20 protein-coding genes are annotated in these 25,776 nt (G+C 54.4%); 17 read left to right on the top strand and 3 right to left on the bottom strand.

Features of this window, described 5'->3' with window-relative positions:
- The first annotated feature begins 234 nt into the window (after positions 1–234).
- The 6 genes from EAH77_RS00300 (at position 235) to tcyN (ending at position 5,472) form a co-directional block, all read left to right on the top strand.
- Positions 235–957: an RNA polymerase sigma factor FliA gene (locus EAH77_RS00300; RefSeq protein ID WP_034790139.1), complete on the top strand. Its 723-nt coding sequence runs from the start codon at positions 235–237 to the stop codon at positions 955–957.
- A gap of 171 nt (positions 958–1,128) precedes the next feature.
- Entirely contained in the window at positions 1,129–1,635 is a 507-nt protein-coding gene (fliZ, locus tag EAH77_RS00295) for a flagella biosynthesis regulatory protein FliZ (protein ID WP_140469819.1), read from the top strand.
- A gap of 187 nt (positions 1,636–1,822) precedes the next feature.
- Positions 1,823–2,833: a D-cysteine desulfhydrase gene (locus EAH77_RS00290; RefSeq protein ID WP_140469818.1), complete on the top strand. Its 1,011-nt coding sequence runs from the start codon at positions 1,823–1,825 to the stop codon at positions 2,831–2,833.
- A 250-nt stretch (positions 2,834–3,083) separates the two neighbouring features.
- The gene (gene tcyJ, locus EAH77_RS00285; RefSeq protein ID WP_140469817.1) at positions 3,084–3,887 is read left to right on the top strand and encodes a cystine ABC transporter substrate-binding protein; all 804 of its coding nucleotides are present in this window, start codon (positions 3,084–3,086) and stop codon (positions 3,885–3,887) included.
- 167 nt (positions 3,888–4,054) lie between these two features.
- Positions 4,055–4,723, top strand: a complete 669-nt coding sequence (tcyL, locus tag EAH77_RS00280; RefSeq protein ID WP_140469816.1) for a cystine ABC transporter permease — start codon at positions 4,055–4,057, stop codon at positions 4,721–4,723.
- On the top strand, positions 4,720–5,472 hold the full coding sequence (gene tcyN, locus EAH77_RS00275; protein WP_140469815.1) for an L-cystine ABC transporter ATP-binding protein TcyN: 753 nt from the start codon (positions 4,720–4,722) through the stop codon (positions 5,470–5,472). Before tcyL ends, tcyN begins: the two co-directional genes overlap by 4 nt.
- 847 nt (positions 5,473–6,319) lie before the next feature.
- Here tcyN and putA read toward each other — a convergent pair.
- Positions 6,320–10,294 (bottom strand): trifunctional transcriptional regulator/proline dehydrogenase/L-glutamate gamma-semialdehyde dehydrogenase, encoded by a 3,975-nt coding sequence (gene putA / locus EAH77_RS00270; RefSeq protein ID WP_140469814.1) that lies wholly within the window; start codon positions 10,292–10,294, stop codon positions 6,320–6,322.
- A 351-nt stretch (positions 10,295–10,645) separates the two neighbouring features.
- Between putA and putP the strand changes: the two genes are divergently transcribed.
- The 4 genes from putP (at position 10,646) to efeB (ending at position 15,826) form a co-directional block, all read left to right on the top strand.
- A complete protein-coding gene (gene putP, locus EAH77_RS00265; RefSeq protein WP_140469813.1) occupies positions 10,646–12,130 on the top strand; it encodes a sodium/proline symporter PutP in 1,485 nt (494 codons plus the stop codon).
- 255 nt (positions 12,131–12,385) lie between these two features.
- Positions 12,386–13,237, top strand: a complete 852-nt coding sequence (efeU, locus tag EAH77_RS00260) for an iron uptake transporter permease EfeU (RefSeq protein WP_140469812.1) — start codon at positions 12,386–12,388, stop codon at positions 13,235–13,237.
- 49 nt (positions 13,238–13,286) lie between these two features.
- A complete protein-coding gene (gene efeO, locus EAH77_RS00255; protein WP_140469811.1) occupies positions 13,287–14,426 on the top strand; it encodes an iron uptake system protein EfeO in 1,140 nt (379 codons plus the stop codon).
- A gap of 80 nt (positions 14,427–14,506) precedes the next feature.
- Positions 14,507–15,826: an iron uptake transporter deferrochelatase/peroxidase subunit gene (gene efeB, locus EAH77_RS00250; protein WP_140469810.1), complete on the top strand. Its 1,320-nt coding sequence runs from the start codon at positions 14,507–14,509 to the stop codon at positions 15,824–15,826.
- 294 nt (positions 15,827–16,120) lie between these two features.
- Here efeB and EAH77_RS25075 read toward each other — a convergent pair whose 3' ends face one another.
- The gene (locus EAH77_RS25075; RefSeq protein ID WP_161985752.1) at positions 16,121–16,315 is read right to left on the bottom strand and encodes a hypothetical protein; all 195 of its coding nucleotides are present in this window, start codon (positions 16,313–16,315) and stop codon (positions 16,121–16,123) included.
- A gap of 318 nt (positions 16,316–16,633) precedes the next feature.
- Here EAH77_RS25075 and phoH point away from each other — a divergent pair, with 318 nt between their 5' ends.
- Positions 16,634–17,422 (top strand): phosphate starvation-inducible protein PhoH, encoded by a 789-nt coding sequence (gene phoH, locus EAH77_RS00240; RefSeq protein WP_140469808.1) that lies wholly within the window; start codon positions 16,634–16,636, stop codon positions 17,420–17,422.
- A 72-nt stretch (positions 17,423–17,494) separates the two neighbouring features.
- On the opposite strand, the gene chaA is transcribed toward phoH, so the two are convergent.
- Positions 17,495–18,595 carry a sodium-potassium/proton antiporter ChaA gene (gene chaA / locus EAH77_RS00235; RefSeq protein ID WP_140469807.1) on the bottom strand — a complete coding sequence of 367 codons (1,101 nt, stop codon included), beginning with the start codon at positions 18,593–18,595 and terminating at the stop codon, positions 17,495–17,497.
- Positions 18,596–19,377: 782 nt separating this feature from the next.
- Here chaA and EAH77_RS00230 point away from each other — a divergent pair.
- The 6 genes from EAH77_RS00230 (at position 19,378) to EAH77_RS00205 (ending at position 25,419) form a co-directional block, all read left to right on the top strand.
- The gene (locus tag EAH77_RS00230; RefSeq protein WP_140470321.1) at positions 19,378–20,067 is read left to right on the top strand and encodes a gamma-glutamylcyclotransferase; all 690 of its coding nucleotides are present in this window, start codon (positions 19,378–19,380) and stop codon (positions 20,065–20,067) included.
- A gap of 297 nt (positions 20,068–20,364) precedes the next feature.
- A complete protein-coding gene (locus tag EAH77_RS00225; RefSeq protein ID WP_140469806.1) occupies positions 20,365–21,933 on the top strand; it encodes an ABC transporter substrate-binding protein in 1,569 nt (522 codons plus the stop codon).
- Entirely contained in the window at positions 21,933–22,985 is a 1,053-nt protein-coding gene (locus tag EAH77_RS00220) for an ABC transporter permease (RefSeq protein WP_140469805.1), read from the top strand. The genes EAH77_RS00225 and EAH77_RS00220 overlap by 1 nt, the downstream gene beginning before the upstream one ends.
- Before the next feature lie 13 nt (positions 22,986–22,998).
- Entirely contained in the window at positions 22,999–23,856 is an 858-nt protein-coding gene (locus EAH77_RS00215) for an ABC transporter permease (protein WP_140469804.1), read from the top strand.
- Entirely contained in the window at positions 23,846–24,745 is a 900-nt protein-coding gene (locus EAH77_RS00210; RefSeq protein WP_140469803.1) for an ABC transporter ATP-binding protein, read from the top strand. The genes EAH77_RS00215 and EAH77_RS00210 overlap by 11 nt, the downstream gene beginning before the upstream one ends.
- Positions 24,742–25,419 (top strand): ABC transporter ATP-binding protein, encoded by a 678-nt coding sequence (locus tag EAH77_RS00205; protein WP_140469802.1) that lies wholly within the window; start codon positions 24,742–24,744, stop codon positions 25,417–25,419. The genes EAH77_RS00210 and EAH77_RS00205 overlap by 4 nt, the downstream gene beginning before the upstream one ends.
- The last annotated feature ends 357 nt before the right edge of the window (positions 25,420–25,776 follow it).

Here is a 25,776-nt window from a genome sequence, read left to right as displayed (position 1 = left end):
GAAAAACCCCGCTTCGGCGGGGTTTTTTTTGTTGCTCTTTTTACCCCTTTTTTAACCAATGCTTACTTTTTAGTGTGACACGGCCGACAAAAACGCTGATATAGTTACTGTTCGTTATTTGTCCAAAACGGCGACATAATCCAAATAGCCGCGTTTTTAAGTCCTTATTCAGGCGATTGGAAAGTGATTGCGAAAGCATAATAGTACAGACCCTCCAATTGCCAGGTTACGATAGTGAGCGATCTGTATACAGCCAGCGGCGTGATAGATAAAAATTCTTTATGGCAGCGCTATGTTCCTCTGGTGCGCCATGAAGCCCTGCGTTTGCAGGTACGGCTTCCCGCCAGCGTAGAGCTTGATGATCTGCTGCAAGCGGGGGGAATCGGTTTACTGAATGCGGTTGAACGGTTTGATGCGATGCAAGGCACGGCGTTTACGACTTACGCCGTACAACGCATTCGCGGTGCGATGCTCGATGAGCTGCGTAGCCGCGACTGGGTGCCCCGCAGCGTGCGACGTAATGCGCGTGAAGTTTCACAGGCGATGCACCATGCCGAACAGCGATTAGGGCGACCACCGAGCGAAGGCGAAGTGGCGCAGGCGTTAGATATTCCCATCGAGGAATACCGCCAGATTTTGATGGATACCAACAGCAGCCAATTGTTCTCTTATGATGAATGGCGCGAAGAACACGGCGATACAGCAGAAGCGTTAATGGAAGGGCACGAAGAGGCCAACCCGTTACATCATTTACTGGAGGGTAATTTACGCCAGCGGGTGATGGATGCCATTGATGCACTACCTGAACGGGAAAAAATGGTACTTACACTTTATTACCAGGAAGAGTTGAATTTAAAAGAGATTGGGGCAGTACTGGACGTCGGGGAATCCCGCGTAAGCCAGTTACACAGTCAGGCTATTAAGCGCTTGCGCGCACGTTTGGCTAACGACCACTGATCCGCTTTTTCCTGGCCGGTTAAATACTCGTCATATTTTAAGTTACAGGGGCTCTCACTCCCTCCGGCAACATGGTACAGCTATGTTGCTGGGGACTTCTCTGTTTGCCGCCTGCCTGCAGCTCGAAATATTTTGGGTATATATTTTATCCTCCTCACCAGGAATAAATTTATGCCAGCGGGAATGAAAACACGGCCCCTCAGCCGTTATTTAAAAGATTTTAAACATGGTCAGACTCACTGCTCACAATGTGGTAAAGAACTCGATCGGATGGCGCTGGTGTTTCGCGGTCAGGTCATCAATAAAGAAGCCATCGCCAAGATGGATCAACCTATTGATGATGACGTGTGGCGCAATCTTTCGCAGGAATTGACCGCGCTGTGTCGTTTTTGCAGTGAGATCAGCTGTAATAGCCATTCGGCTTACTTTGACATTATGGCGTTCAAACAGTATCTGTTTGAACAAACCGAAATGAATCACAGCACGGTACGCGAATATGTTGTGCGCTTACGCCGGTTGGATGAAATTTTGGTGGCCCATAATTATCCCCTGGATCGGATTAAGGGGGACAGCATTCATCAGAGAATTATCAGTGACTTGCCGGTGGCAGCACATGATAACTACCGGATAGCGCTGCGTAAGTATGATCAGTATCTGGCTTGGCAAAGATCAGCTTAACTGTTTTTGAAATAGGCTCTGCTATCAACAGGCCCCTTCGGGGGCCTGTTTTTTTGTGTTGCATCCGTGGCCAGAATGTATAAATTCTTTATATATTTCATTGATAACAATCCATACATCTTATCTTTATAGACCTCACTCACATCATAGCGATAGCGCGTAACACCAAGCGCTTCAGGGGAACACTGTGCCTGCTAAAATTTCATTGGTTAAACATCGGCTGGAGGCCTTTTCGCGCGTTGACCTGCTGGGCAGTGTGACGCCGCTGGAGAGACTCAACCGTCTTTCAGATTATGTAGGTCGTTCAATCTACATAAAACGTGACGACGTCACGCCGCTGGCAATGGGCGGTAACAAACTGAGAAAACTCGAGTTTCTGGCTGCGGCAGCGCTGGAGGAAGGGGCCGATACGCTGATCACCGCTGGCGCTATCCAGTCCAACCATGTGCGCCAGACCGCCGCCGTTGCCGCTAAGTTGGGGATGAAGTGCGTCGCGCTGCTGGAGAACCCGATTGGTACCACGCAGGCGAACTACCTGACTAACGGCAACCGGTTATTGCTCGATCTGTTCGATGTCGAGGTGGTGATGTGCGATGCGCTGCACGACCCGATGACCCAGCTGACCGACGAAGCAGAGAAATTGGAAGCGCAGGGGTTCCGGCCCTACATCGTTCCGGTTGGCGGTTCGAACGCGCTGGGTGCGCTGGGTTATGTGCAATGTGCACTGGAAATTGCCGAACAGAGCGCCTCCAGTTTTGTGGATTTCAGCGCCATTGTCGTGGCGTCCGGCAGTGCCGGAACCCATGCGGGTCTGGCTGTTGCGCTGCATCATCTGATGCCTGCCACGCAATTGATTGGCGTGACGGTGTCACGTACTGCCGATCAACAGCGACCAAAAGTCGAGGCCATTGCCCGCGACGTCGCGAAAAGATTGCAGTTCGACGAGGCGTTACCGCCAATTCACCTGTGGGATGAATACTTTGGCCCGCGCTATGGCGAACCCAGTGAAGCAGGGCTGGCGGCCATCAAATTACTGGCTCAGCAGGAAGCGATGTTGCTTGACCCGGTGTACACCGGCAAAGCCATGGCCGGTCTGCTTGACGGGCTGGAGCGCGGTCGTTTCCCCGGCGATGGGCCGATTCTGTTTATTCACACCGGCGGCGCGCCTGCGTTGTTTGCCTATCATCCCCACATTTAAGCCCCATTTTAGGGTGACAAAACACGGTAATTGCAGTGATAGGTGGGACCTAACGGCCCGCTTATTCTGTCTGTGCCGCACTTATGCTTTTATGCACTAAGATTAGAGGATTATATTCCTGATAATCTTTCTGAGCGGTGCTAACGTGCGGCGGGTGATGAAAAGATGATAATAATGAGGCGTTTCCGCCCGTAAACGGGGGTTAACCGCCCGGTTGCTGATAACTAAAATCGAATCGAATGAGGTGAATATGGGTTTTTCTACATTACGTCGTCGTTTACTCCTGGGTGCCGTTGCCGTAACGCTGACCAGCGGTATGGTCACCAACAGCTTTGCGGCTGATGAAGGTCTGCTGGCAAAAGTGAAAGAGCGCGGCACGCTGATCGTCGGTCTGGAAGGCACTTATCCTCCGTTCAGTTTCCAGGGGACCGATGGCAAGCTGACTGGTTTTGAAGTGGAATTTGCCGAATCACTGGCGCAGCACATGGGCGTGAAAGCCAAGCTGCAACCGACCAAATGGGACGGCATGCTGGCATCACTGGAGTCCAAACGTATCGACGTGGCGATCAATCAGGTGACCATTTCTGCTGAGCGTCAGAAAAAATATGATTTCTCTACCCCGTATACCGTGTCCGGTATTCAGGTGCTGACCAAGAAAGGCAACGAGGCTAATTTTGCCACGCCAGAGGCGCTGAAAGGCAAAAAAGTCGGCGTGGGTCTGGGGAGCAACTACGAACAGTGGCTGCGTGCCAACGAACCGGGCGTGGATATCCGTACTTATGATGATGACCCAACTAAATATCAGGACCTGCGTGTAGGCCGTATTGACGCCATTTTGGTTGACCGTCTGGCTGCTCTGGATCTGGTGAAGAAAACCGGTGATACCCTGGCCGTAGCAGGCAAACCGTTTGCCCGTCAGGAGTCTGGTGTCGCGCTGCGTAAAAATAACCCGGAACTGCTGGCTGCTATTGATAAGGCGATTGCCGATATGCAAAAAGACGGCTCACTGGCGAAAATTTCCGATAAATGGTTTGGCGCTGACGTCACCAAATAAGGCTCGTCATACTTGGGGCTGTCTCTGCGTTAGCTGCGCGTGTTCACCCGAATCACTGACTGATGTCAGCGCATCGGGATCCACAAGTTTGCTGCCTTGATACAGTCCCAATTATTGAGAGCATTCAGCGTGTTTTTGAAGAATTAAAAAAAGCCTAAAGGTCTTAGATGCAAGAAAGTATTCAACTGGTGCTGGATTCAGCACCCTTTTTATTAAAAGGTACGCTGTTTACCCTTCAGCTCAGTCTGGGCGGGATGGTGTTCGGGCTTGCGCTCGGGTTCATGCTGGCGCTGATGCGCTTGTCAAAATTCTGGCCGCTGTCATGGCTATCGCGCTTTTACGTGTCGGTTTTTCGCGGTACGCCGCTTATCGCTCAATTATTTATGATCTATTACGGCCTGCCGCAGTTCGGCATTGAGCTGGATCCTATTCCGTCAGCGATGATTGGTTTGTCGCTCAATACCGCGGCTTACACCTCGGAGACCCTGCGTGCGGCGATTTCGTCCATCGAGAAGGGCCAGTGGGAAGCTGCCGCCAGTATCGGCATGAGCCGCTGGCAGGCGATGCGCCGCGTGATTTTACCGCAGGCTGCCCGCACCGCGTTGCCGCCGTTAGGTAACAGTTTTATTGGCCTGGTGAAAGACACTTCACTTGCCGCCACTATTCAGGTGCCAGAACTGTTCCGTCAGGCGCAACTGGTGACTTCGCGGACGCTGGAAGTGTTCACTATGTACCTGGCCGCTTCACTGATTTATTGGGTGCTGGCCACCGTTTTATCCTTCCTGCAAAATCGTCTGGAAGACCGGGTTAACCGTCAGGATCAGGAGCCTTCATGAGTACCATTGACGTTAAACAACTGACCAAAGCCTTCAACGGTCAGACGGTGCTGCACGGTATCGATTTACAGGTCAATGCCGGTGAAGTTGTCGCGATTATCGGCCCGAGCGGTTCCGGTAAAACCACCTTGCTGCGCAGCATTAATCTTTTGGAAGAGCCGGATTCCGGCACCATCACCGTCGGTAAGATTCAGATCGACGGCAGTCGTCCGATCAGCAAACAGAAAGAGAACGTCCGTAAGTTGCGCCAGCAGGTGGGTTTTGTATTCCAGAACTTCAACCTGTTCCCGCACCGCTCCGTGATGGAAAACATCATCGAAGGGCCGGTGATTGTAAAAGGTGAACCGCGCGCCAAAGCCATTGCCTACGCCCGCGAGTTGCTGGAGAAGGTCGGTCTGAGCGGTAAAGAAGACGCCTACCCACGGCGTTTGTCCGGCGGACAGCAGCAGCGTGTCGCCATTGCCCGTGCACTGGCGATGAACCCGGAAGTGATTTTGTTCGACGAACCCACCTCCGCGCTCGATCCAGAGCTGGTCGGTGAAGTGCTTAACACCATCCGCGCCCTGGCGCTCGAGCACCGCACTATGGTCATCGTCACCCACGAAATGAGCTTCGCCCGCGACGTCGCCGATCGGGCGATCTTTATGGATCAGGGACGGATTGTGGAGCAGGGGGCAGCAAAAGAACTCTTTTCGAATCCACAGCAGGCGCGTACAAAGCAGTTTCTCGAGAAGTTTCTCGCACACTGATGGCGAGTGGCGACCCGCAGGCGCTTTTAAATTCAACTTCCACTTCAAAACCGTGGGCCTGCTGCCCACACCCGCCCAGAAAGGCCGTAGGCGCGGCCCTTCTGGACATCCCGCGCCTTTTCATGAGGCTTCCGTAGCTGCGCAGGTCACAATGGCCGTGTTTCAGGGGCCACAGCGACAGCCGTAAAATGTCAGCCCTGACGGGCTTCCCGGCTGCGGGTTCGAGCCAACGGTAAAGATGTTGTCTCTCCACCGACTTGCCGGTGACATTTTGAACACGGCCGGGGCTTTTCTAAATTCAAAACCAAAACCAAAACCAAAATCCGAATCGCATTAAAAACTAGGTCTGTTTTTATTTTTTAAAAAAGCTCCGGCCGCATTCAAAAATGCCGCCGTAGGAGAGGTGAGAAACGACGAACGGGTTTATCGTGAGTTGGTCCGAACCCGAACGGAGGGCACCGCAACGCGGCGGGATTTTGCGGCTATAACCGAGGCACCTGAAACACGGCCATTGTGACCAGCGTAGCTGCGGTGTTGCAGCAGCAAAAAACGCAGGATTGTTAAGGGCAGCGTTTACTGCCCTTAACCCGGTGTGGGCCGGCGCCCACGACCTTGACCTTGAATTAAAAAGCCGGTTTGGACGGCAGCCCAAGGTTTCGACGGTGTGGGCCGACGCCCACGACTTTGACGTTGAATTTCAATTCAAAAGCCGGTTTGGACGGCAGCCCAAGGTTTCGACGGTGTGGGCCGGCGCCCACGACCTTGACCTTGAATTAAAAAGCGGTTCGGGCGGCAGCCCAGAGACTTCGCGGGTTCCGGGCTGCAAGCCCGGAGGTGCCCTCGACTATCACCCGATCGTCATCAAACTCGCATTACCCCCGGCCGCCGCCGTATTCACACTCAATGAGCGCTCATGCAGTAACCTTTCCAGCAGAATATTGTCTTCGCCGCGGGCAAACCCCTGAACAGAAATAATCGCCCCAGGACGCTTGGCGATGGTCTGGCACAGCCCACGCAGCTGATCGGCGTCGCCGTGGTAGATGACGGCATCGAACTCGGGCGCATCGGTCTGCCAGTCCGGGGCGAAATCAATTCGCTCCTGAACCGCTTTTGGCAACTGTTTGAACACGTCACGCTGCAACGGTGCCTCCGGCCATAACACACGGCAACCGGTGGCCGTCGCGGCGGCAAGCTGGGTCAGTGCGTCCTCCTGATTATCGGCCAGCGCCAGTACGCGTTCACGCGGTAACAAGGCGTAAGTATTACGTTCACCGGTTGGTCCTGGCAGGATGCGAACGGTGCCGCCCTGAGCCGCCAGCGCGAAGCGTTCGCAGAGCGCAGCCAGTTCCTCGCGGTTTTTCTCGCCGTTAGCCCACTGCTGCAATGCCTGATGCGGAGCCAGCAGGGCCTCACGCAGGGAGACATCCAGCGGCAGTTCTTTGTCCTGAAGATGCAACGTCCGGGATACGGCATCCTGCGGACGGCTGCACAGCAGGCGGTAGAGATAGAGCGGTCCACCGGCTTTCGGGCCAGTGCCTGACAGGCCTTCACCACCAAACGGCTGCACGCCCACGACGGCTCCCACCATGTTGCGGTTCACGTACATGTTGCCAACTTTGGCTTTGGACGTCACACGGTTAATGGTTTCGTCAATACGGGTGTGAATCCCCAACGTCAGACCGTAACCGGCAGCGTTAATTTGCTCAATCAGCTGGTCGAGATCCTGACGTGCGTAGCGCACCACGTGCAGCACCGGGCCAAAGATCTCTTTTTTCAGCTCGTCGAAGCTGTCCAGCTCAATCAGCGTGGGTTTAACGAACGTCCCGCGCGCCCATTCTGGCTGGTCCTGGCCGCTGTACTGCGCCGCCTGATACACAATGCGGCCTTTGGCACGCATGGCGTCGATATGTTTCTCAATGCCTTCCTGCGCTTCGCTATCAATCACCGGGCCGATGTCGGTAGACAGGCGCTCCGGGTTACCCATACGGCACTCGGCCATGGCGCCGCGCAACATTTGCAGCGTGTGGTCGGCAACGTCTTCCTGAATACACAGGATGCGCAGGGCGGAACAACGCTGCCCGGCACTGTCGAAGGCCGAAGCCACGACGTCGGTCACCACCTGTTCAGTCAGGGCCGACGAGTCGACAATCATGGCATTCAGGCCGCCGGTTTCGGCAATCAGCGGAACAGGGCGGCCCTGGGGATCCAGTCGCCCGGCAATGTTGCGCTGCAATATGCCCGCTACGTCAGTTGAACCGGTGAAGATCACACCACGCACGCGCTCATCATTGACCAACTGCGCACCCACGGTTTCCCCCTGGCCCGGCAACAGTTGCAATACGCCTGCCGGAACGCCCGCTTCATGCAGAATACGTACGGCCTGTGCGGCAATCAGCGGCGTCTGTTCGGCCGGTTTTGCCAGTACGCTGTTGCCCGCGGCCAGCGCGGCGGCGATCTGGCCGGTGAAAATCGCCAGCGGGAAGTTCCACGGGCTGATACATACCACGGTGCCTAACGGGCGGTGAGTGTTATTGTCAAACTGCTCACGGATCTGCCCGGCATAGTAGTGCAGGAAATCCACCGCTTCGCGCACTTCGGCGATGGCGTTATTAAAGGTTTTCCCCGCTTCACGCACAAGCACGCCAAGCAGACTTTGCAGTTCGCCTTCCATCAATTCTGCGGCACGTTGCAAGATTGCAGCGCGCTCTTCGGGAGGTGTCGCAAACCAGATCGGACCAGCCGCAGCAGCGGCGTCGAGTGCACGGCTGACTTCAGCTTCGCTGGCTTCACGCACGTGGCCGACAATATCGGTCGGTTCTGCCGGGTTGATGACGGCCACAAACTCGCCGTCATCCCGTTCGGCATCAATCATCGGTTGCGCTTTGATAGGGTGTGCCGCGCCGCTTAGCAGGGCGCTGGAGAGCGATGCCAGGCGGTGTTCGTTGGACATATCCAGCCCGGAAGAGTTAACGCGCTTCTCGCCATATAAGTGACGCGGTAACGCAATGCGCGGATGCGGCAGGCCAATCTGGCCTTCGCTGGCCGCCAGCGTTTCGACGGCTTTCACCGGATCCGCCACCAGTTCGTCGAGCGGCAGCGTGGTGTCGGCAATACGGTTAACGAACGAGGTGTTGGCGCCGTTTTCCAGCAGGCGGCGGACCAGATAGGCCAGCAGGGTTTCATGGGTACCGACCGGCGCATAGATGCGGCAAGGGCGGTTGAGTTTGCCGTCAGCGATTTTACCGACGACCTGCTCGTACAGCGGTTCACCCATGCCGTGCAGGCACTGGAACTCGTACTGTCCGGGGTAATAGTTATTACCCGCCAGCTGGTAGATTGCGGCCAGCGTGTGGGCATTGTGAGTGGCGAACTGCGGATAAATCAGGTTCGGCACGGCCAGCAGTTTACGGGCGCAGGCCAGATAAGAGACGTCGGTGTACACCTTGCGGGTATAGACCGGGTAATCTTCCAGACCGTCTACCTGCGCGCGTTTGATTTCGCTGTCCCAGTAGGCGCCTTTCACCAGACGGATCATCAGGCGGCGGCGGCTGCGCTGGGCCAGGCCGGTCAGATAGTCGATCACCATCGGGCAGCGTTTCTGGTAGGCCTGAATCACGAAGCCGATGCCGTTCCAGCCTGCCAGTTCCGGCTCAAAGCAGAGTTTCTCCAGCAAATCGAGGGAGATCTCCAGACGATCGGCTTCTTCGGCATCAATATTGATACCCACATCGTACTGGCGGGCCAGCAAAGTCAGTGCCAGCAGGCGCGGGTAGAGTTCGTCCATCACACGCTCGTACTGCGCACGGCTGTAGCGCGGGTGCAGGGCGGAAAGCTTGATGGAGATGCCCGGACCTTCGTAAATGCCACGCCCGTTGGAGGCTTTGCCGATGGCATGAATGGCCTGCTGATACGAAAGCAGATAGGCCTGTGCATCTTTTTCAGTCAGCGCCGCTTCACCCAACATGTCGTAGGAGTAGCGGAAACCTTTTTCTTCGTGTTTGCGCGCATTGGCCAGCGCTTCGGCGATGGTCTCGCCGGTGACAAACTGCTCGCCCATCAGGCGCATCGCCATGTCCACACCTTTGCGGATCAGCGGCTCGCCGCCTTTGCCGATAACCCGGCTGAGCGAACGTGACAGGTTGGTTTCATTGTGAGTCGCAACCAGTTTACCGGTGAATAACAGACCCCAGGTGGCGGCGTTAACGAACAGCGACGGACTGCGGCCAATGTGGGAATGCCAGTTGCCGGTGCTGATTTTGTCGCGGATCAGCGCATCACGGGTTGGTTTATCAGGAATGCGTAACAGGGCTTCGGCCAGACACATCAGTGCCACGCCTTCGTGCGAGGAGAGCGAGAACTCCTGCAACAGACTCTGCACCATACCGGCGCGGCCATTAGCACTCTTTTGATTTCGCAGTTTGCTGGCCAGATCATAGGCCAGCTTGTGCGCAGCCTGATCCATCGGCGCCGGTAAGCGGGCCTGCTCCAGCAGCATGGAAACGGCTTCGGCCTCCGGGCGGCGGTAGGCGGCAGTGATGGCAGAACGGCTGACGGATTGCGGTAGAATTTGTTCGGCAAAGTCGAGGAAGGGCTGATGTGACTCCGGCGAGGAGGGCGTTGGTGGTTCATCGCTTTCGCCCATGCTGGCGGCGTTAAGCGCGGGGATCTCCGGCAACGCATCACCCTTTTCCAGCCGCTCCAGATAGGAGTAAATCGCCTGTTTGATCAGCCAGTGTGGCGTGCGGTCAATGCCCTGTGCCGCCACTTTCAACCGGTCGCGCGTCGCTTCGTCCAGTTTAACGCCCATCGTCGTCATACCCATTCCTGTTACCTCAATCATCATCGTTATGTGCAGCAATATCTTCTATGTTGCAACTTTGTGCAACCCTGTTAAATGCATGAAGTGTGCTGATTGTGAATTAGGCGTTATTTTTAACAATTTTAACCTCACGCAGGGCGCTGTCCTACCCGGTTTGCAGAGGTTTGTGGCGGGTGCAACTATTGATGATGTAAGGTGCAACCTTGATTCATGGTAAGTGTGATGCAGGGTCGAGTTTGTGTAACTGCATTGTTAAAAAACTTGAAATTGGACTTTGTGTAAATCACTATCCCGCCGCGCTGGCAGGTATGACTGGCAAAATACACGACTTTTTTTACCCTATGGAGAACGTGCATGACGATGAACACACCCATGATGGTGACGTTTTGTGTCTATATTTTCGGGATGATCCTCATCGGGTTAATCGCCTATTTACGTACCAAGAATTTCGATGACTATATTCTGGGTGGTCGCAGCCTCGGCAGCGTGGTGACCGCGTTGTCGGCCGGGGCTTCGGATATGAGCGGCTGGCTGTTGATGGGGCTGCCGGGGGCAATTTTTATTTCAGGCATCTCTGAAAGTTGGATTGCTATCGGCCTGACTATTGGCGCTTATCTCAACTGGAAGCTGGTGGCGGGGCGTCTGCGCGTGCATACCGAAGCCAATAATAATGCGCTGACCTTGCCGGACTACTTCACGCATCGCTTTGAAGATTCCAGCAAACTGCTGCGGATTATTTCCGCTATCGTCATTCTGGTGTTCTTCACCATTTATTGTGCCTCCGGCATTGTGGCCGGTGCGCGTCTGTTTGAAAGCACCTTCGGCATGACCTACCAAACTGCGCTGTGGGCCGGTGCGGCGGCGACCATCATTTATACCTTTATCGGCGGTTTTCTGGCGGTCAGCTGGACCGATACCGTGCAGGCCAGCCTGATGATTTTCGCGCTGATCCTGACGCCAGTGATTGTTATTTTGGCCGTGGGTGGCATTGATACCTCGATGATGGTGATCAACGCCAAAAACCCGGAATACACCGATATGTTTAAAGGCATGAATCTGGTGGCGATCCTGTCGCTGCTGGGCTGGGGACTGGGCTATTTCGGCCAGCCGCATATTCTGGCGCGCTTTATGGCGGCAGATTCCCACCGCACCATCCGCAGCGCACGCCGCATCAGCATGATCTGGATGATCCTGTGTCTGGCGGGCACCGTTGCCGTCGGCTTCTTTGGGATTGCCTATTTCAGCAATAATCCGGGGCAGGCGGGTAATGTGTCGCAAAACGGTGAGCGCGTGTTCATTGAACTGGCGAAAATTCTGTTCAACCCATGGGTCGCCGGTGTGCTGCTTTCCGCCATTCTGGCGGCGGTGATGAGTACGCTGAGCTGTCAGTTGCTGGTCTGTTCCAGCGCCATCACGGAAGATCTCTACAAAGCCTTCCTGCGCAAAAATGCCAGCCAGTTCGAACTGGTCTGGGTTGGCCGCGCCATGGTGCTGGTGGTCGCGTTGGTGGCGATTGCGCTGGCGGCAAACCCTGAAAACCGCGTGCTGGGGCTGGTGAGCTATGCGTGGGCTGGATTCGGCGCGGCGTTTGGACCGGTGATTTTAATCTCGGTGATGTGGAAACGCATGACCCGCAACGGCGCGCTGGCCGGGATGCTGATTGGTGCCATTACCGTCCTGGTGTGGAAGCAGTATGCCTGGCTGGATCTGTATGAAATCATTCCGGGCTTTATCTTTGCATCGCTCGCGATCTGGATTGTCAGCCTGATGGGTAGCAAGCCATCAGACGCCGTCGAACAGCGTTTTGATATGGCCGAAGCGGAATTCAAAACCGTCTGATAGCATCGTTAGCCACTGCGGAGTCAGGCCTTCTGGCTCCGCATTTACTCTGCTTTTGTCCGACGATCCCCCGCGCAGAAATAATCAGCAATAAATTTTCGGCCTGAAAGCGGCCTTACGGCGTAAAAAAATCCCTCATAGCCCCTTGTTTTTATTTTCGCAAGAATGATAATCACAATCGTTTTCATTTTACTTATCTTTACACGATGAGTTCGCGTTTAAATGTTTAGCATTTCGGTGCCGGGAGTGTCAGCTATGTTCGTCCCCTTTCTCATTATGTTCCGCGAAGGGCTGGAAGCCGCGTTAATTGTCAGCCTGATCGCCAGCTATCTGAAGCGGACACAGCGCGGGCAGTGGCTCGGTGTGGTGTGGATTGGGGTGATTGTTGCGGCGGCTCTGTGTCTGGCATTGGGGATTTTCATCAATGAAACCACCGGTGAATTCCCGCAGAAGCAGCAGGAGTTGTTTGAAGGTCTGGTGGCGGTGATTGCCGTGTGCATTCTGACTTACATGGTGTTCTGGATGCGTAAAGTGTCCCGCTCTATCAAAGTGCATCTCGAAGGCGCTATCGACAACGCGCTGAATTCTGGCCGCGGGCAGGGCTGGGCGCTGGTGGCGATGGTGTTTTTTGCCGTGGCACGCGAAGGCCTTGAGTCGGTGTTCTTCTTGTTGGCCGCTTTCCAGCAGGATGTCGGTATTGCAGCACCGATCGGTGCACTGCTCGGTTTAACCGCCGCTATCGTGCTCGGTTTCCTGATCTACTACGGCGGGGTGAAGCTGCATCTGGCGAAGTTTTTCAAATGGACCAGCCTGTTTATTCTGTTTGTCGCGGCGGGCCTGGCAGCGGGTGCGATTCGCGCCTTCCATGAAGCCGGTCTGTGGAACCGTATGCAGGACGTGGCTTTTGATATGAGTAACGTGCTCTCAACCCATTCGCTGTTTGGCACGCTGCTGGAAGGCATGTTTGGTTATCAGGAAGCGCCAACGGTCAGTGAAGTGTCGGTCTATTTCCTTTACCTCATCCCGGCACTGTTCCTGTTCTTTATGCCGCAGGGCAAACCACCGGTGGCCGTTTCCTCAGCCGCCGGACAAAAAACACCACGCTGATTTTATAAAGCTTATTTGTTCATCCACTGTCTCTGTCAGGGAGTTGTTCATGTCTTACTCGACCACCGTATTTCGCCGTAAAGCGCTACAGATGGCACTCTTATCTTTGCCTGCTTTTGCCCTGAGCGCCAACGCGCTGGCTGCTGATGTTCCGCAAGTGAAAATCAGCGTAAATGACCAGCAGTGTGACCCGATGTCACTCAGCGTGCCGGCCGGTAAAACTCAGTTTGTGGTGCATAACGCCAGCCAGAAAGGGCTGGAGTGGGAAATTCTGAAAGGCGTGATGGTCGTCGAAGAGCGCGAAAACATCGCGCCGGGCTTCACCCAGAAAATGACCGCCAATCTTGAGCCGGGCGAATATGACATGACCTGCGGCCTGCTCAGCAACCCGAAAGGTAAGCTGACCGTTACGGCTGAAGGCGCAAGCACCGCAACCAAACCTGACGCCATGGCGCTGGTGGGTCCGATTGCAGAATACAAAGTCTATGTAACGCAGCAGGTGGGTGAGCTGGTTTCGCACACCAAAGCTTTCACCGACGCTATCAAAAAGGGTGACCTGAAAAAAGCCCAGGCGCTTTATCCGTCAACCCGTGTTTACTACGAGCGCATCGAACCGATTGCCGAACTGTTCTCTGACCTTGACGGCAGCATTGACGCCCGTGAAGACGATTTCGAGAAGAAAGCGGAAGACCCGAACTTTACCGGTTTCCACCGCCTGGAAAAAATCCTGTTCGCGGATAAAACCACCAAAGGCACCGGGAAGTTCGCTGACAAACTGTATAGCGACGTGCTGGATTTGCAAAAACGCATCACCGATCTGACCTTCCCGCCAAGCAAAGTGGTTGGCGGCGCAGCGGGCCTGATCGAAGAAGTGGCCTCCAGCAAAATCAGCGGTGAAGAAGACCGCTACAGCCGCACCGATCTGTGGGATTTCCGTGCCAACCTTGATGGCGCACAGAAAATCGTCAACCTGCTGCGTCCGTTGCTGGTGAAAGCCGACAAACCGCTGCTGGATAAGATCGACGCCAACTTCAAAACCGTTGATGCGCTGCTGGATAAATACAAAACCAAAGAAGGCTATGAGCATTACGAGAAGCTGTCTGACGCCGACCGTAATGCAATGAAAGGACCGATCACCACACTGGCGGAAGATCTCGCCAAATTGCGCGGTGTATTAGGCCTTGATTAACCCATATTGATTGAAATAAAAGAGCGCTTCGGCGCTCTTTTGCATAGCACGAAGCCGTAATGACGTATTGAGGCATAACAATGAGTGACAATAACGACAATAAGTCCGGTTCACAGGACATCTCTTCTTCACGCCGCCGCTTACTGAAAGGCGTCGGTTTACTGGGCGGTGCGTTTGCCCTGGGCGGCGCTGTCGCTGCCGGAATGGAAAACTCACAACCGTCGAAAACTACCGGTTCCAAGCCGGGCTATGCGCCGGGGACCGTGTCACCGGACGAACGCTGGAGCAAACAGCCTTTCCACGGCGAACATCAGGCCGGGATCCTGACGCCGCAGCAGGCTTCGATGATGCTGATCTCCTTTGATGTTCTCGCCACCAGCAAAGCCGATCTCGAACGTCTGTTCCGCCTGCTGACCGCGCGTTTCGCATTCCTGACCACCGGCGGTACGGCACCGGAAGTGGACCCCAAATTCCCGCCGATGGATTCCGGCGTGATGGGCCCGGAAATTTACCCGGATAACCTGACCATGACGCTGTCGGCCGGAGATTCGCTGTTTGACGAGCGTTTTGGGCTGGCGGCACACAAACCGCTGAAACTGCAACGCATGGCGCGCTTCCCCAATGATTCGCTGGACGCCAGGCTGTGTCACGGTGACCTGCTGCTGCAGATTTGCGCCAACAACAGCGACACCGTGGTACACGCGCTGCGGGATATCATCAAGTACACGCCGGACTTGCTCAGCGTGCGCTGGCGTCGCGACGGGTTTATTTCTTCCCACGCAGCACGCAGCCAGGGTAAAGAAACGCCAATCAACTTGTTAGGCTTTAAAGACGGCACCGCCAACCCCGATACCCAAGATGCGCCGCTGATGGATAAAGCCATCTGGGTGACGCCGGAGCAGGGTGAACCGGCCTGGGCGGTGGGCGGCAGCTATCAGGCGATGCGCATTATTCCTTTCCACGTCGAATTCTGGGACCGTACGCCGTTGCAGGAGCAGCAGACCATCTTTGGCCGTCACAAGCACACCGGGGCGCCACTCGGCATGGAGAAAGAGCACGACGTGCCGGATTACAGCAAAGATCCTGAAGGTAAAGTGATCCCGCTCGACGCACATATCCGTCTGGCTAATCCGCGGACTAAAGCCACCGACGATAACCTGATGCTGCGCCGTGGCTACAGTTATTCCCTCGGTGTGACTAACTCAGGCCAACTGGAAATGGGCCTGCTGTTTGTTTGCTTCCAGCATGATCTGGAAAAAGGATTTCTGAGTGTGCAGAAACGCCTCAACGGCGAACCGCTGGAAGAGTATATCCGCCCGGTCGGCGGCGGTTTCTTCTTCACGCTGCCGGGTGTGAAAGATGACAGCCACTATCTGGGGCAGTCGTTGATTGAGGCCTGACGGTCAGACGCCTTTGGTTTTGAAAACGGAAGGCGTCAAGGTTTACCGAATTCCCTTCCTGTTAATACTCCTGCTCCCCATTGAATACAGGGAGAAACAGGATCCCAAAAAAGGATCGTTAAAGATCCTGTTGACCTTTTGCTCAAACTTTTTTACATTTCAGTAAGAAGTTGGTAACGAATTTTTATAGCAAAGGTGTCAGCTGTCACTATACTGACATTATCAGGCGGTACTTTTTAGTGAGTGCTTAATGTTTAGCACCAAACCAAACTAAAAAGTTTACTCGGTGTACGGTCAATAGCCGTAAATATCACAGCGGGGATCGCGAATGGGAAAGTCCAGTTTTGGGCGCGGATATAAAAATACTCTTTTTAACCACACCGCTCGTTGTTGTCGCATAAACGCCAACGAGGGCCAAAACGTCGACTCTCTGATATTTACCAGCACACCTTCTTCTGCTTTATCTCCATCCCGATTTTTTTCACTCACACCACAGCACCTTCGTTCTTTAACTGACCCCACTCTAAAACTGAAATCAACTGGCTATTTGGCTGGAATAAAGACTGGATTGAATACTGCATGGGTCAGCGGTTTGTCGTTAATGGCAATGCCTCCTCGTGAACAGACAAAGTGTCTAAAGAAAATAAATGAGCGATTATTATTTAATCTGTTTGTCTTATTTTCCTCTTCACGTTATTCATTGGCTTCACTTGGTCTAAAAGGAGACCAAAACCTCATTTGTTAGTGAAACATAACCGTGCGGGCAACTGCCTTAGTGTTAAGTGAATCAAACTGTAAGGTGCCACTATGGGAAGACAGAAAGAAGTGATCAAAGCTCGTCGTGAAGCGAAACGTGTTATTCGTAGCAATTCACGCAGTCATCGCCAACGTGAGGAAGAATCTGTGACCTCTTTAATACAAATGGGCGGTGTTGAATCGATTGGTATGGCGCGCGATACTCGCGACTCGTCAACAATCCAGGCTCGAAATGAAGCTCAAGGTCATTACTTATCAGCCATAGAGAATAAGCAGTTAATTTTTGCTACCGGCGAAGCAGGCTGTGGCAAAACATTTATCAGCGCAGCGAAAGCTGCAGAGGCATTAATCCATAAAGAAATAGAGAGAATTATTGTCACTCGCCCGGTATTGCAAGCTGATGAAGATCTCGGTTTCCTGCCCGGTGATATATCTGAGAAATTTGCCCCTTATTTCCGTCCGGTATACGACATTTTAGTCCGTCGTCTGGGTTCATCATTCATGCAATATTGTTTACGGCCGGAAATAGGCAAAGTTGAAATTGCTCCTTTTGCGTATATGCGCGGGCGCACTTTCGAAAATGCGGTGGTTATTCTGGATGAAGCCCAGAACGTTACCGCCAGCCAGATGAAAATGTTCCTGACCCGTCTGGGTGAAAATGTGACGGTGATTGTTAATGGTGATATTACCCAATGTGATTTACCGCGTGGGGTAGTATCGGGTCTCAGCGATGCGATGTCCCGCTTCGAAGAAGACGAGATGGTTGGCATCATAGAATTTGGTAAAGAGGACTGCGTGCGTTCTGAGCTGTGTAAACGCGCCTTACACGCTTACTCTTAATTCCTGACATCATCTTCAATAAACGAAAGGCCGCCTAATTCAGGCGGCCTCTTATTTTGTCACAGAACGCATTTACAGCATGATAATCATCATATAGGCGCAGAACAGCGCAAGGTGAGCCGTACCATTTAATACATTAGTACGCCCGGTCGAGAAGGAGATTTGACACAAAATCAGCACCGCCAGCATCACCACAATATTGGCCGGTGCCAGGCTGAAGATAAGCTCCTGACCCGTCAGTGTGGCGATGATTGTCACCGCTGGAACAGTCAGTGAAATGGTCGCCAGCACCGAACCGAAGAACAGATTCATGGCGCGTTGTACCTGGTTTTTCATTACTGCCTTCAACGCACCCAGGCCTTCAGGGGAGAGGATCAGTAATGCCACCAGAAAACCGGTGAACTGTGCCGGAGCGTTCAGCTCAGTCAGCAGTGCTTCCAGCGGGTTCGCATTAAATTTGGTGACCGCGATAACCAACACCAGATGCACAATAAGCCACAGCGTGTGCGTCAGGTTGCTTTTCGAAGAGGGCTTTCCGTGGCCATCTTCTTCGCCTTCATCTTCATGCTCGTAAATAAACAGGCTCTGGTGGGTTTTGGTTTGGATCAGCAAAAATACGCCGTACATCGCCGCTGAAATTGCCGCGACAAACAATGCCTGGCCGGTGGAGAAATTCCCTTCCGGCAGTGCCGCAGGTAACACCAGCACGATGATCGCCAGCGGGAAAATCGCCATCAGATACTGTTTGATGCCGCCGAGGTTCACATACTGGGTCGCGAATTTACGTCCGCCAAGCAGCAGCGAGAAGCCGACCAGACCGGCGGTCACAATCATAATGATCGAGAACAGCGTATCGCGCATCAGGGCCGGGGCAGCGTCGCCGGTGGCCATCAGGGCGGATATCAGGCTGACTTCGAGAATCACCACTGACAGGCTGAGGATCAGGGAACCATAAGGCTCACCCAGACGGTGGGCTAACACGTCGGCATGGCGCACGACGCTGAATGCGCTGGCGAGAATACCGACCAACGCAATTAAATTGATACCAACAACGGTGAGGAAGTCGCTGCTGTTACTGAAGAAGACCAGCACCAATAATGCGGCGATGGGGAAAACCAACGTATATTCCTGATGACGGGATTTGTGCTTCGGATGCTCCTGAGATGACACCATGATGAGTATTCTCCTTATAAACACACGCTTCACCGGATGAACCGGCTTCACGAAACGGCAGCCTTAAACCTTGTCAGTCGAGCAGAGCTGCCAGTATAAAAACCCGTTAGCGTCTAACGAGTTAACGTATTAACTATAGTAGAAAAAGCACTCAATTAACAGAAAAAACCAATGCTGGATACAAAAAAATAATTAACGGTCAATTTTAGGCATCACAATTTGATTTACTGCGCTTATTCTGCCGCTATTATTTGTTTAACTTAACTTTAAAATCAATGTAAAACAGTTTCTTACTGACTTAATGCCGTCTTATAACCCTATGGTGTTGTTTATTCATAAGTGGCGTTATATCCACATTTTTCACAAGATTTAATGCTGGGGTTTACCTGGCTTTACACAGCCTGAAGTTTCTTTAACTTTTTAATAACAATCTGCCTTATCGGACAAAGACCAATAACCCCATTGAGCGTAGCAGCTGGACGATATTCTGTGTCAGACCTGGCGCCAGGAATCTCTCCGGGTGAGGGTTTTAACGTCGGCTGGCCAACTTTTTATCAATGTTCATTAAATGTTCATTTAATTTTCGTTTTGTGATCATTATCAATCTTGATTGATGACGCAGAAACGCATAAGGTTTGAGCTATTAGTAAGATAAAGAAATTCTGATATTTACGCCTACCCCTTTTTCATCAGGTAAGGGCAGATCAATATAATCAGCGGGAGAAACAGCGTGACAGTATGGCTAGTTATCTGAGTCGTGTTTATTACGGAGGGTATGAATGATGTTAACCCGAGATTTTCTGCGTAATGCAGATTGCAAAACAGCATTCGGCAGCATCGATGAATCGATGTTATTGACCTCCGAACAACGCTGCGCTTCGCTGGACTGTACTCTTGCGCGGCGCCCGGACAACAGCCCGGTGTGGATTTTCGGCTACGGCTCACTAATGTGGAACCCGGTGTTCGACTCAGAAGAGGCGCGCCCGGCGACGCTTAACGGTTATCACCGCGCATTCTGTTTACGTCTGACCGCCGGGCGAGGTACGCACGCTCAACCCGGGCGTATGTTGGCGCTGAAAAATGGCGGCCGCACCACCGGGCTGGCTTTCCGTCTGCCGGAGGAAAAACTGCGCGATGAGCTGGAGTTACTGTGGAAGCGTGAAATGCTGACCGGTTGCTACCGCCCGACCTGGTGCGAACTGGATCTCGACGATGGCCGTACGGTCACCGCACTGGTGTTTATCATGGATCCCGGCCACCCATTGTTTGAAGCCGATACCTCCTATCAGGTGATTGCGCCGCTGATCGCTAAAGCCAGTGGTCCGCTGGGCACTAACGCCCAATATCTGTTCGCACTGGAAAAAGAGCTGGCTAATTACGGCATGCGTGATGACTGCATGAGTGAACTGGTGAATCAGGTACGAATACTGCTGGCGGTATCGCCGGGCGAGGGCATTCCCGGGCTGGGATAATTTTTTTATTTCCCCGGTGTATTTTCCGCCCAGCGATTCCCTGCATCACTCCATCATACCCATCCCACCTAAAGCTAAATTTTTGGTGAAATCACACGAATGTTCAGCCATCGGCAGGGAAACCTGCTGATGGTGCTATTTGTCGCAATATTTGAAACGAGCCTGTTAATAACCCGTTTCATAACGTTATGCAAAATGCGCATAACGTTAGTCATTAAACGACTTTATTGTCGGTTCAAGACTCACTTACACTCGTGAAATCATTAGCAATTTCGCTATTTTGGAGAGTCACTCACTGTGAAAGCCTTAATCCCGTCCGTTCTCTTTGCTGCTATCGCGGCCAGTTTCACCGTTCAGGCTGCAACACCGGCAAATACGCTGGTTATCGCACAATCCATTGATGACACCTCCAGCTTTGACCCGGCGCAGGGTTTTGAACTGACCACCGTGCAGGCGTTTAACAATATTTACCAGCGACTGGTGCAGTCTGATCCCAATAACCCGATTGATCTTAAACCGACGTTGGCGAAGTCCTGGGAAGCCGCCGCTGACAACCGCAGCCTGACATTCACTCTGGATCCGAAAGCCGTGTTTGCCAGTGGTAACCCGCTCACGGCGGATGACATTATCTTCTCGCTGTCCCGCGTGGTGAAACTCAATCTCGAGCCGTCATTCATCCTGACGCAGCTGGGCTGGACTGACAAAAATGTTGATACCTTCCTGACCAAAGTCGATGACCAGCATGTGAAAATCAGCTGGACCGCCGATGTCAGCCCGTCGTTCGTGCTGAGTCTGCTCTCTGCGCCGGTGTCATCCATCGTCGACAGCAAACAGGTAAAAGAGAATGCCAAGGGTGATGACCTCGGCCACGACTGGCTGAGCAGCCACTCAGCGGGCAGCGGTCCGTATAAAATCCGCACTTATGTGCCACATGAAGTGTTGGTGCTTGACGCCAACCTGACTTCGCCGGAAGGCGCGCCGAAGCTGAAAACCATTCTGATTAAAAACGTACCGGACCCGGCTGCCCGCCGCCTGCTGATTGAGCAGGGCGACGCCGACATGGCACGTAACCTCGGCGCAGACCAGATGGCAGCACTGGCAGGTAAGAAAGGCGTGAAGCCGCTGGCGGTCCCTTATGCCTCGCTCTATTTCCTGCAATTTAACGCCAAAGCCTCTCCGGCGTTGGGGAACCCGGCCTTCTGGGAAGCTGCCCGTTACCTGTTTGATTACCAAAAAATCGCCCATGATCTGATGAAAGATAACTTCCAGGTCCATCAGGCGTTCCTGCCGGAAGGTTACCTTGGTGCCCTGAATGACACCCCGTACACCTACGATCCGGCCAAAGCCAAAGCCATTCTGGACAAAGCCGGCTTGAAAAATGTCACCTTCACCCTCTCCACGGCCAACCAGCCGCCGTATCTGGATATCGCCCAGGCACTGCAGGCCAGCTTTGCGCAGGGCGGTGTGACGGTGAAACTGGATCCGGGCCTGAGCCAGCAGATCTCCACCAAAGTGAAAGCGCATGAGTACGACGCTTACATGTCTTCATGGGGCCCTGACTACTTTGACCCAAACACCAACGCCTCAGCGTTTGCTTTCAACCCTGAAGATGGCAGCAAAACGCTGGCATGGCGTGCCAACTGGTCGATTCCGGCGCTGAACAAACTGACACTGGCGGCGATTGCCGAACCGGATCAGGCCAAGCGCGTGGCAGATTACCGCCAGTTGCAGCTGGAAGTGCAGAAGAACTCGCCGTTCGTGATTGGTCTGCAGGCCAAAAGCCTGATCGCTGTGCGTGATAATATTCAGGGCTACGTGCAGGGCATCAACCCTGACATGGTCTTCTACAGCAAGGTCACCAAGTAATGACAGACAGTTCAACACCCGCCGGATTCGTCCGGCAGGGTTGGCGCTGGTCTGGCCGTTTGCTGACCGGCGTGTTATCGCTGGCGCTCACGCTACTTGGCCTGCTGGCTTTTACCTTTACGCTTTCCCACCTCGCCCCGATTGACCCGACGTTGCAAATCGCCGGGGATCACGCCAGCGAATCCACCTATGCGCAGGTTCGCCGCGATCTGGGCCTTGATGAATCTGTGCCGGTGCAGTTTGGCCGCTATATTCAGCATCTGGCGCAGGGTGATATGGGCATGTCGCGCATCACCGCGCAGCCGGTAGCCAGTGATCTGGCGCGGACTTTTCCTGCGACGGTAGAGCTCGCGACCTGTGCGATTATCCTCGGCGCTTTCTTTGGCATTTCACTGGCCTTGCTGGCGGTGTGGAAACCGGGAAGCTGGCTGGATAACGCCGCGCGGCTGATCTCTCTGTTGGGCTATTCGGTACCGATCTTCTGGCTCAGCCTGCTCGGGCTGTTGCTGTTTTACGCTGTGCTGCACTGGGCCGGTGGGCCGGGGCGGCTGGATGATGTGTATCTCTACAGCATGGAGCCGAAAACCGGTTTTGTGCTGATCGACACCTGGCTGTCGGGCGATCGCGATATGTTCTTTAACGCCATCAGCCATCTGTGGCTGCCGGTGACTGTGCTGGCGCTGCTGTCGATGGCGGGGATCACCCGTCTGCTGCGTGCCTCCATGCTCGGCGAAATGAACAAAGAGTATGTGATTCTGGCCCGTTCAAAAGGCGCAGGGCGCGCACGTGTACTGCTACGCCACGTCTTTCCGAATGTGCTCGGCACGCTTATCACCGTGCTGACGCTCTCCTACGCCAGCCTGCTGGAAGGCGCGGTGCTGACGGAAACCGTCTTTGCCTGGCCCGGCGTCGGGCGTTATCTGACCACCGCGCTGTTTGCGGCGGACACCCCAGCCATCCTTGGCGCGACCCTGTTGATCGGCACCTGTTTTGTGCTGCTGAACGCACTGGCTGATGCCCTGACGTATCTGCTCGATCCGCGAACCCGATAACTGGCCCCCTAATATGACTCAACTTATTCCTGACCCGCCAACGCAGGTCGCCGCAAATCCCGCCTGGCGTATTACCACGCTGTCGATTGGTACGGTGCTGGTCATTATCCTGATTGTCTGTGCGCTGCTGGCACCCTGGCTGGCGCCGTTCGCCCCCAACATTCAGCACATTGAGTTTCGCTTGCTGCCGCCTTCCTCAGAGCATTGGCTGGGTACCGACGGTTTTGGCCGTGACCTGCTGTCGCGCGTGATTTACGGCGCGCGGCCCACGCTGCTGCTGGTGTCACTGATTCTGGTGCTGACCATTCCTGTTGGTCTGCTGGTGGGCATCAGCGCCGGATATATTGGTGGCTGGTACGAACGCATTATCATGCGCGTGACCGACATCGTGCTGTCGTTGCCCAGTCTGGTGATCGCGCTGGCACTGGTGGCGATCCTCGGTCCCGGTCTGATGAACGGCGCGCTGGCGCTGGCCTTTACCAGTTGGCCGCCATTTGCCCGTCAGGCGAGGGCGGAGACGCTGGCCCTGCGCCGCAGTGATTATCTGGCTGCGGCCCGTATGCAGGGCATCGGCGGGCTGCGGCTGATGTTCGGCCATATTCTGCCATTGTGCCTGCCGAGCGCCGTGGTGCGCGCCGCACTCAGCCTCGGCGGGATTATTCTGGCTTCGGCCGGTCTTGGCTTCCTCGGCATGGGCATTCAGCCACCGACCGCTGAATGGGGTTCGATGGTCGCCGAAGGCAGTAAAGTGATTTTCGACCAGTGGTGGGTGGCTGCCGCACCGGGCGGCGCAATTTTATTCGCCAGTCTGGCTTTCAACCTGCTGGGCGATGGCCTGCGTGACAAAATGGACCCACGACATGGCAAATGATTTTGAACTGAATCAGCAAAAGACGCTGCATAACGACGTGCTGATCGCCAAAGATCTGACTGTTTATCTGCCCGGCCCGCATCCGGTGGAGCTGGTGAAGTCGCTCTCGTTTAGCGTGGGCAAAGAGCGGGTGGCGATGGTGGGTGAATCCGGCTCAGGCAAATCCCTCACCGCACGTGCGCTGATGGGCCTGTTGCCGCATCCGTGCGCCATGCGTGCCAGCCAGCTGACGCTGGGTGAGCAGGATCTTATGACCCTGAATGAACGCCAATGGAATCAGCTGCGCGGTAACCGTGTCTCGCTGGTGATGCAGGACCCAAAACACGCCCTCAATCCCGCCCGGCCAATTGGCTGGCAGGTGGAAGAACCTCTGCGTCTGCATACCCGTCTGGGGCGTAAAGCGCGGCAGGAAAAGGTACTCGATATGCTCAATGCGGTCGGTTTGCCCGACCTTAAACGGATATGCGGGCAGTATCCGCATCAGCTGTCCGGCGGCATGGGCCAGCGCGTGATGCTGGCGATTGCGCTGATTAACGACCCGCAATGGCTGATTGCCGATGAGCCGACTTCCGCACTGGATTTCGACATGCGCGAGCAGGTGCTGGCGCTGATTGAACGTTTAGTCGAACAGCGCAACATGGGTCTGATTCTGATCAGCCATGACCTGCAACAGGTATCGCATTTCTGCGAACGCGTGCTGGTGATGTACAAAGGTGACCTGCTGGATGAACTTCCGGCTGATCAGTTGGCACACGCCACGCATCCTTACACCCAGACGCTGTGGTCGTGCCGACCAAGCAAAGCCACTCACGGTGAGCGGCTGCCGGTACTGGACAGAGCGTTACTGGAATCGCTGAAACAGACTTCTTCGCAGGAGCCACAGACATGAACCAGCCTGTCGCCGAACTGGAGCATCTCAGCGTATCGCATCGCCATGGCTATGATGTGCGCACCGTGGTGCATGACGTCCATCTGACCATTAATCAGGGCGAGTGTTTTGGCCTGGTCGGCCCCTCCGGCTGCGGTAAGTCATCGCTGTTGTGGGTGCTGGCGGGTCTGAACGGCCAGTGGGATGGTAACCTGACGCTGCTCGGCCAACCGTTGACGCCGGGTAAATCTTTTACCGGCAGCCTGCGCCGCGACGTCCAGATGGTATTTCAGGACCCGTACGCCTCGCTGCACCCGAAACACCGGCTGCGCCGCACGCTGGCAGAGCCGCTAAAAATCCTCAAAGAGCAGGATATCGAGCAGAAAATTGCCGAAGGTTTTCGTCAGGTAGGCCTCGACCCGGCCCTGATGAGCCGTTACCCGCACCAGCTTTCCGGCGGCCAGCGTCAGCGCGTTGCGATTGTGCGTGCGTTGCTGCTAAAGCCAAAACTGCTGCTGCTTGATGAACCGACTTCCGCATTGGATATGTCCGTACAGGCTGAAATCCTCAATCTTCTCAATGATCTGAAATCAGCAGGGGATTTGACCATGCTGTTGGTGAGTCATGATGCGGATGTGATCGACCATATGTGTGACAGGGCAGTGCATATGGAGAGGGGATATATCATTGGGTGATATTGGGCTGCTGCCCAAACCTGCTTTTTAACTTTAACTTTAACTTCAACTTCAAGGTCGTGGGCCTGCTGCCCACACCCGCCCAGAAGGCGGCCAGTCGCCGCCGCCCTCTGGACTCCCGGGCTTTTTCATGAGGCACTGGCAGCTGCGCGGGTCACAATGGCCGTGTTTCAGGTACCGCTGTGATAGCCGCAAACTCCGCCGCTGCGCGGTCCTCTCCGTTCGGGCTTCAACCCGCGTAAAAAGACTCGCGGTTTTGCGCCTCTCCCTCGACGTCGTTTTGAACGCGGCAGAGGCATTTTTAAAGATAAATACTCTGTCGGTTTTGAATTTGAAGAAGCCTCGGCCGCGTTCAAA

It is taken from the genome of Ewingella americana, from assembly GCF_006438725.1.
Taxonomy (GTDB): domain Bacteria; phylum Pseudomonadota; class Gammaproteobacteria; order Enterobacterales; family Enterobacteriaceae; genus Ewingella; species Ewingella americana_A.
The sequence above is the reverse complement of the archived record's forward strand: the minus strand, read 5'-3'. Positions and strand labels throughout refer to the sequence as shown.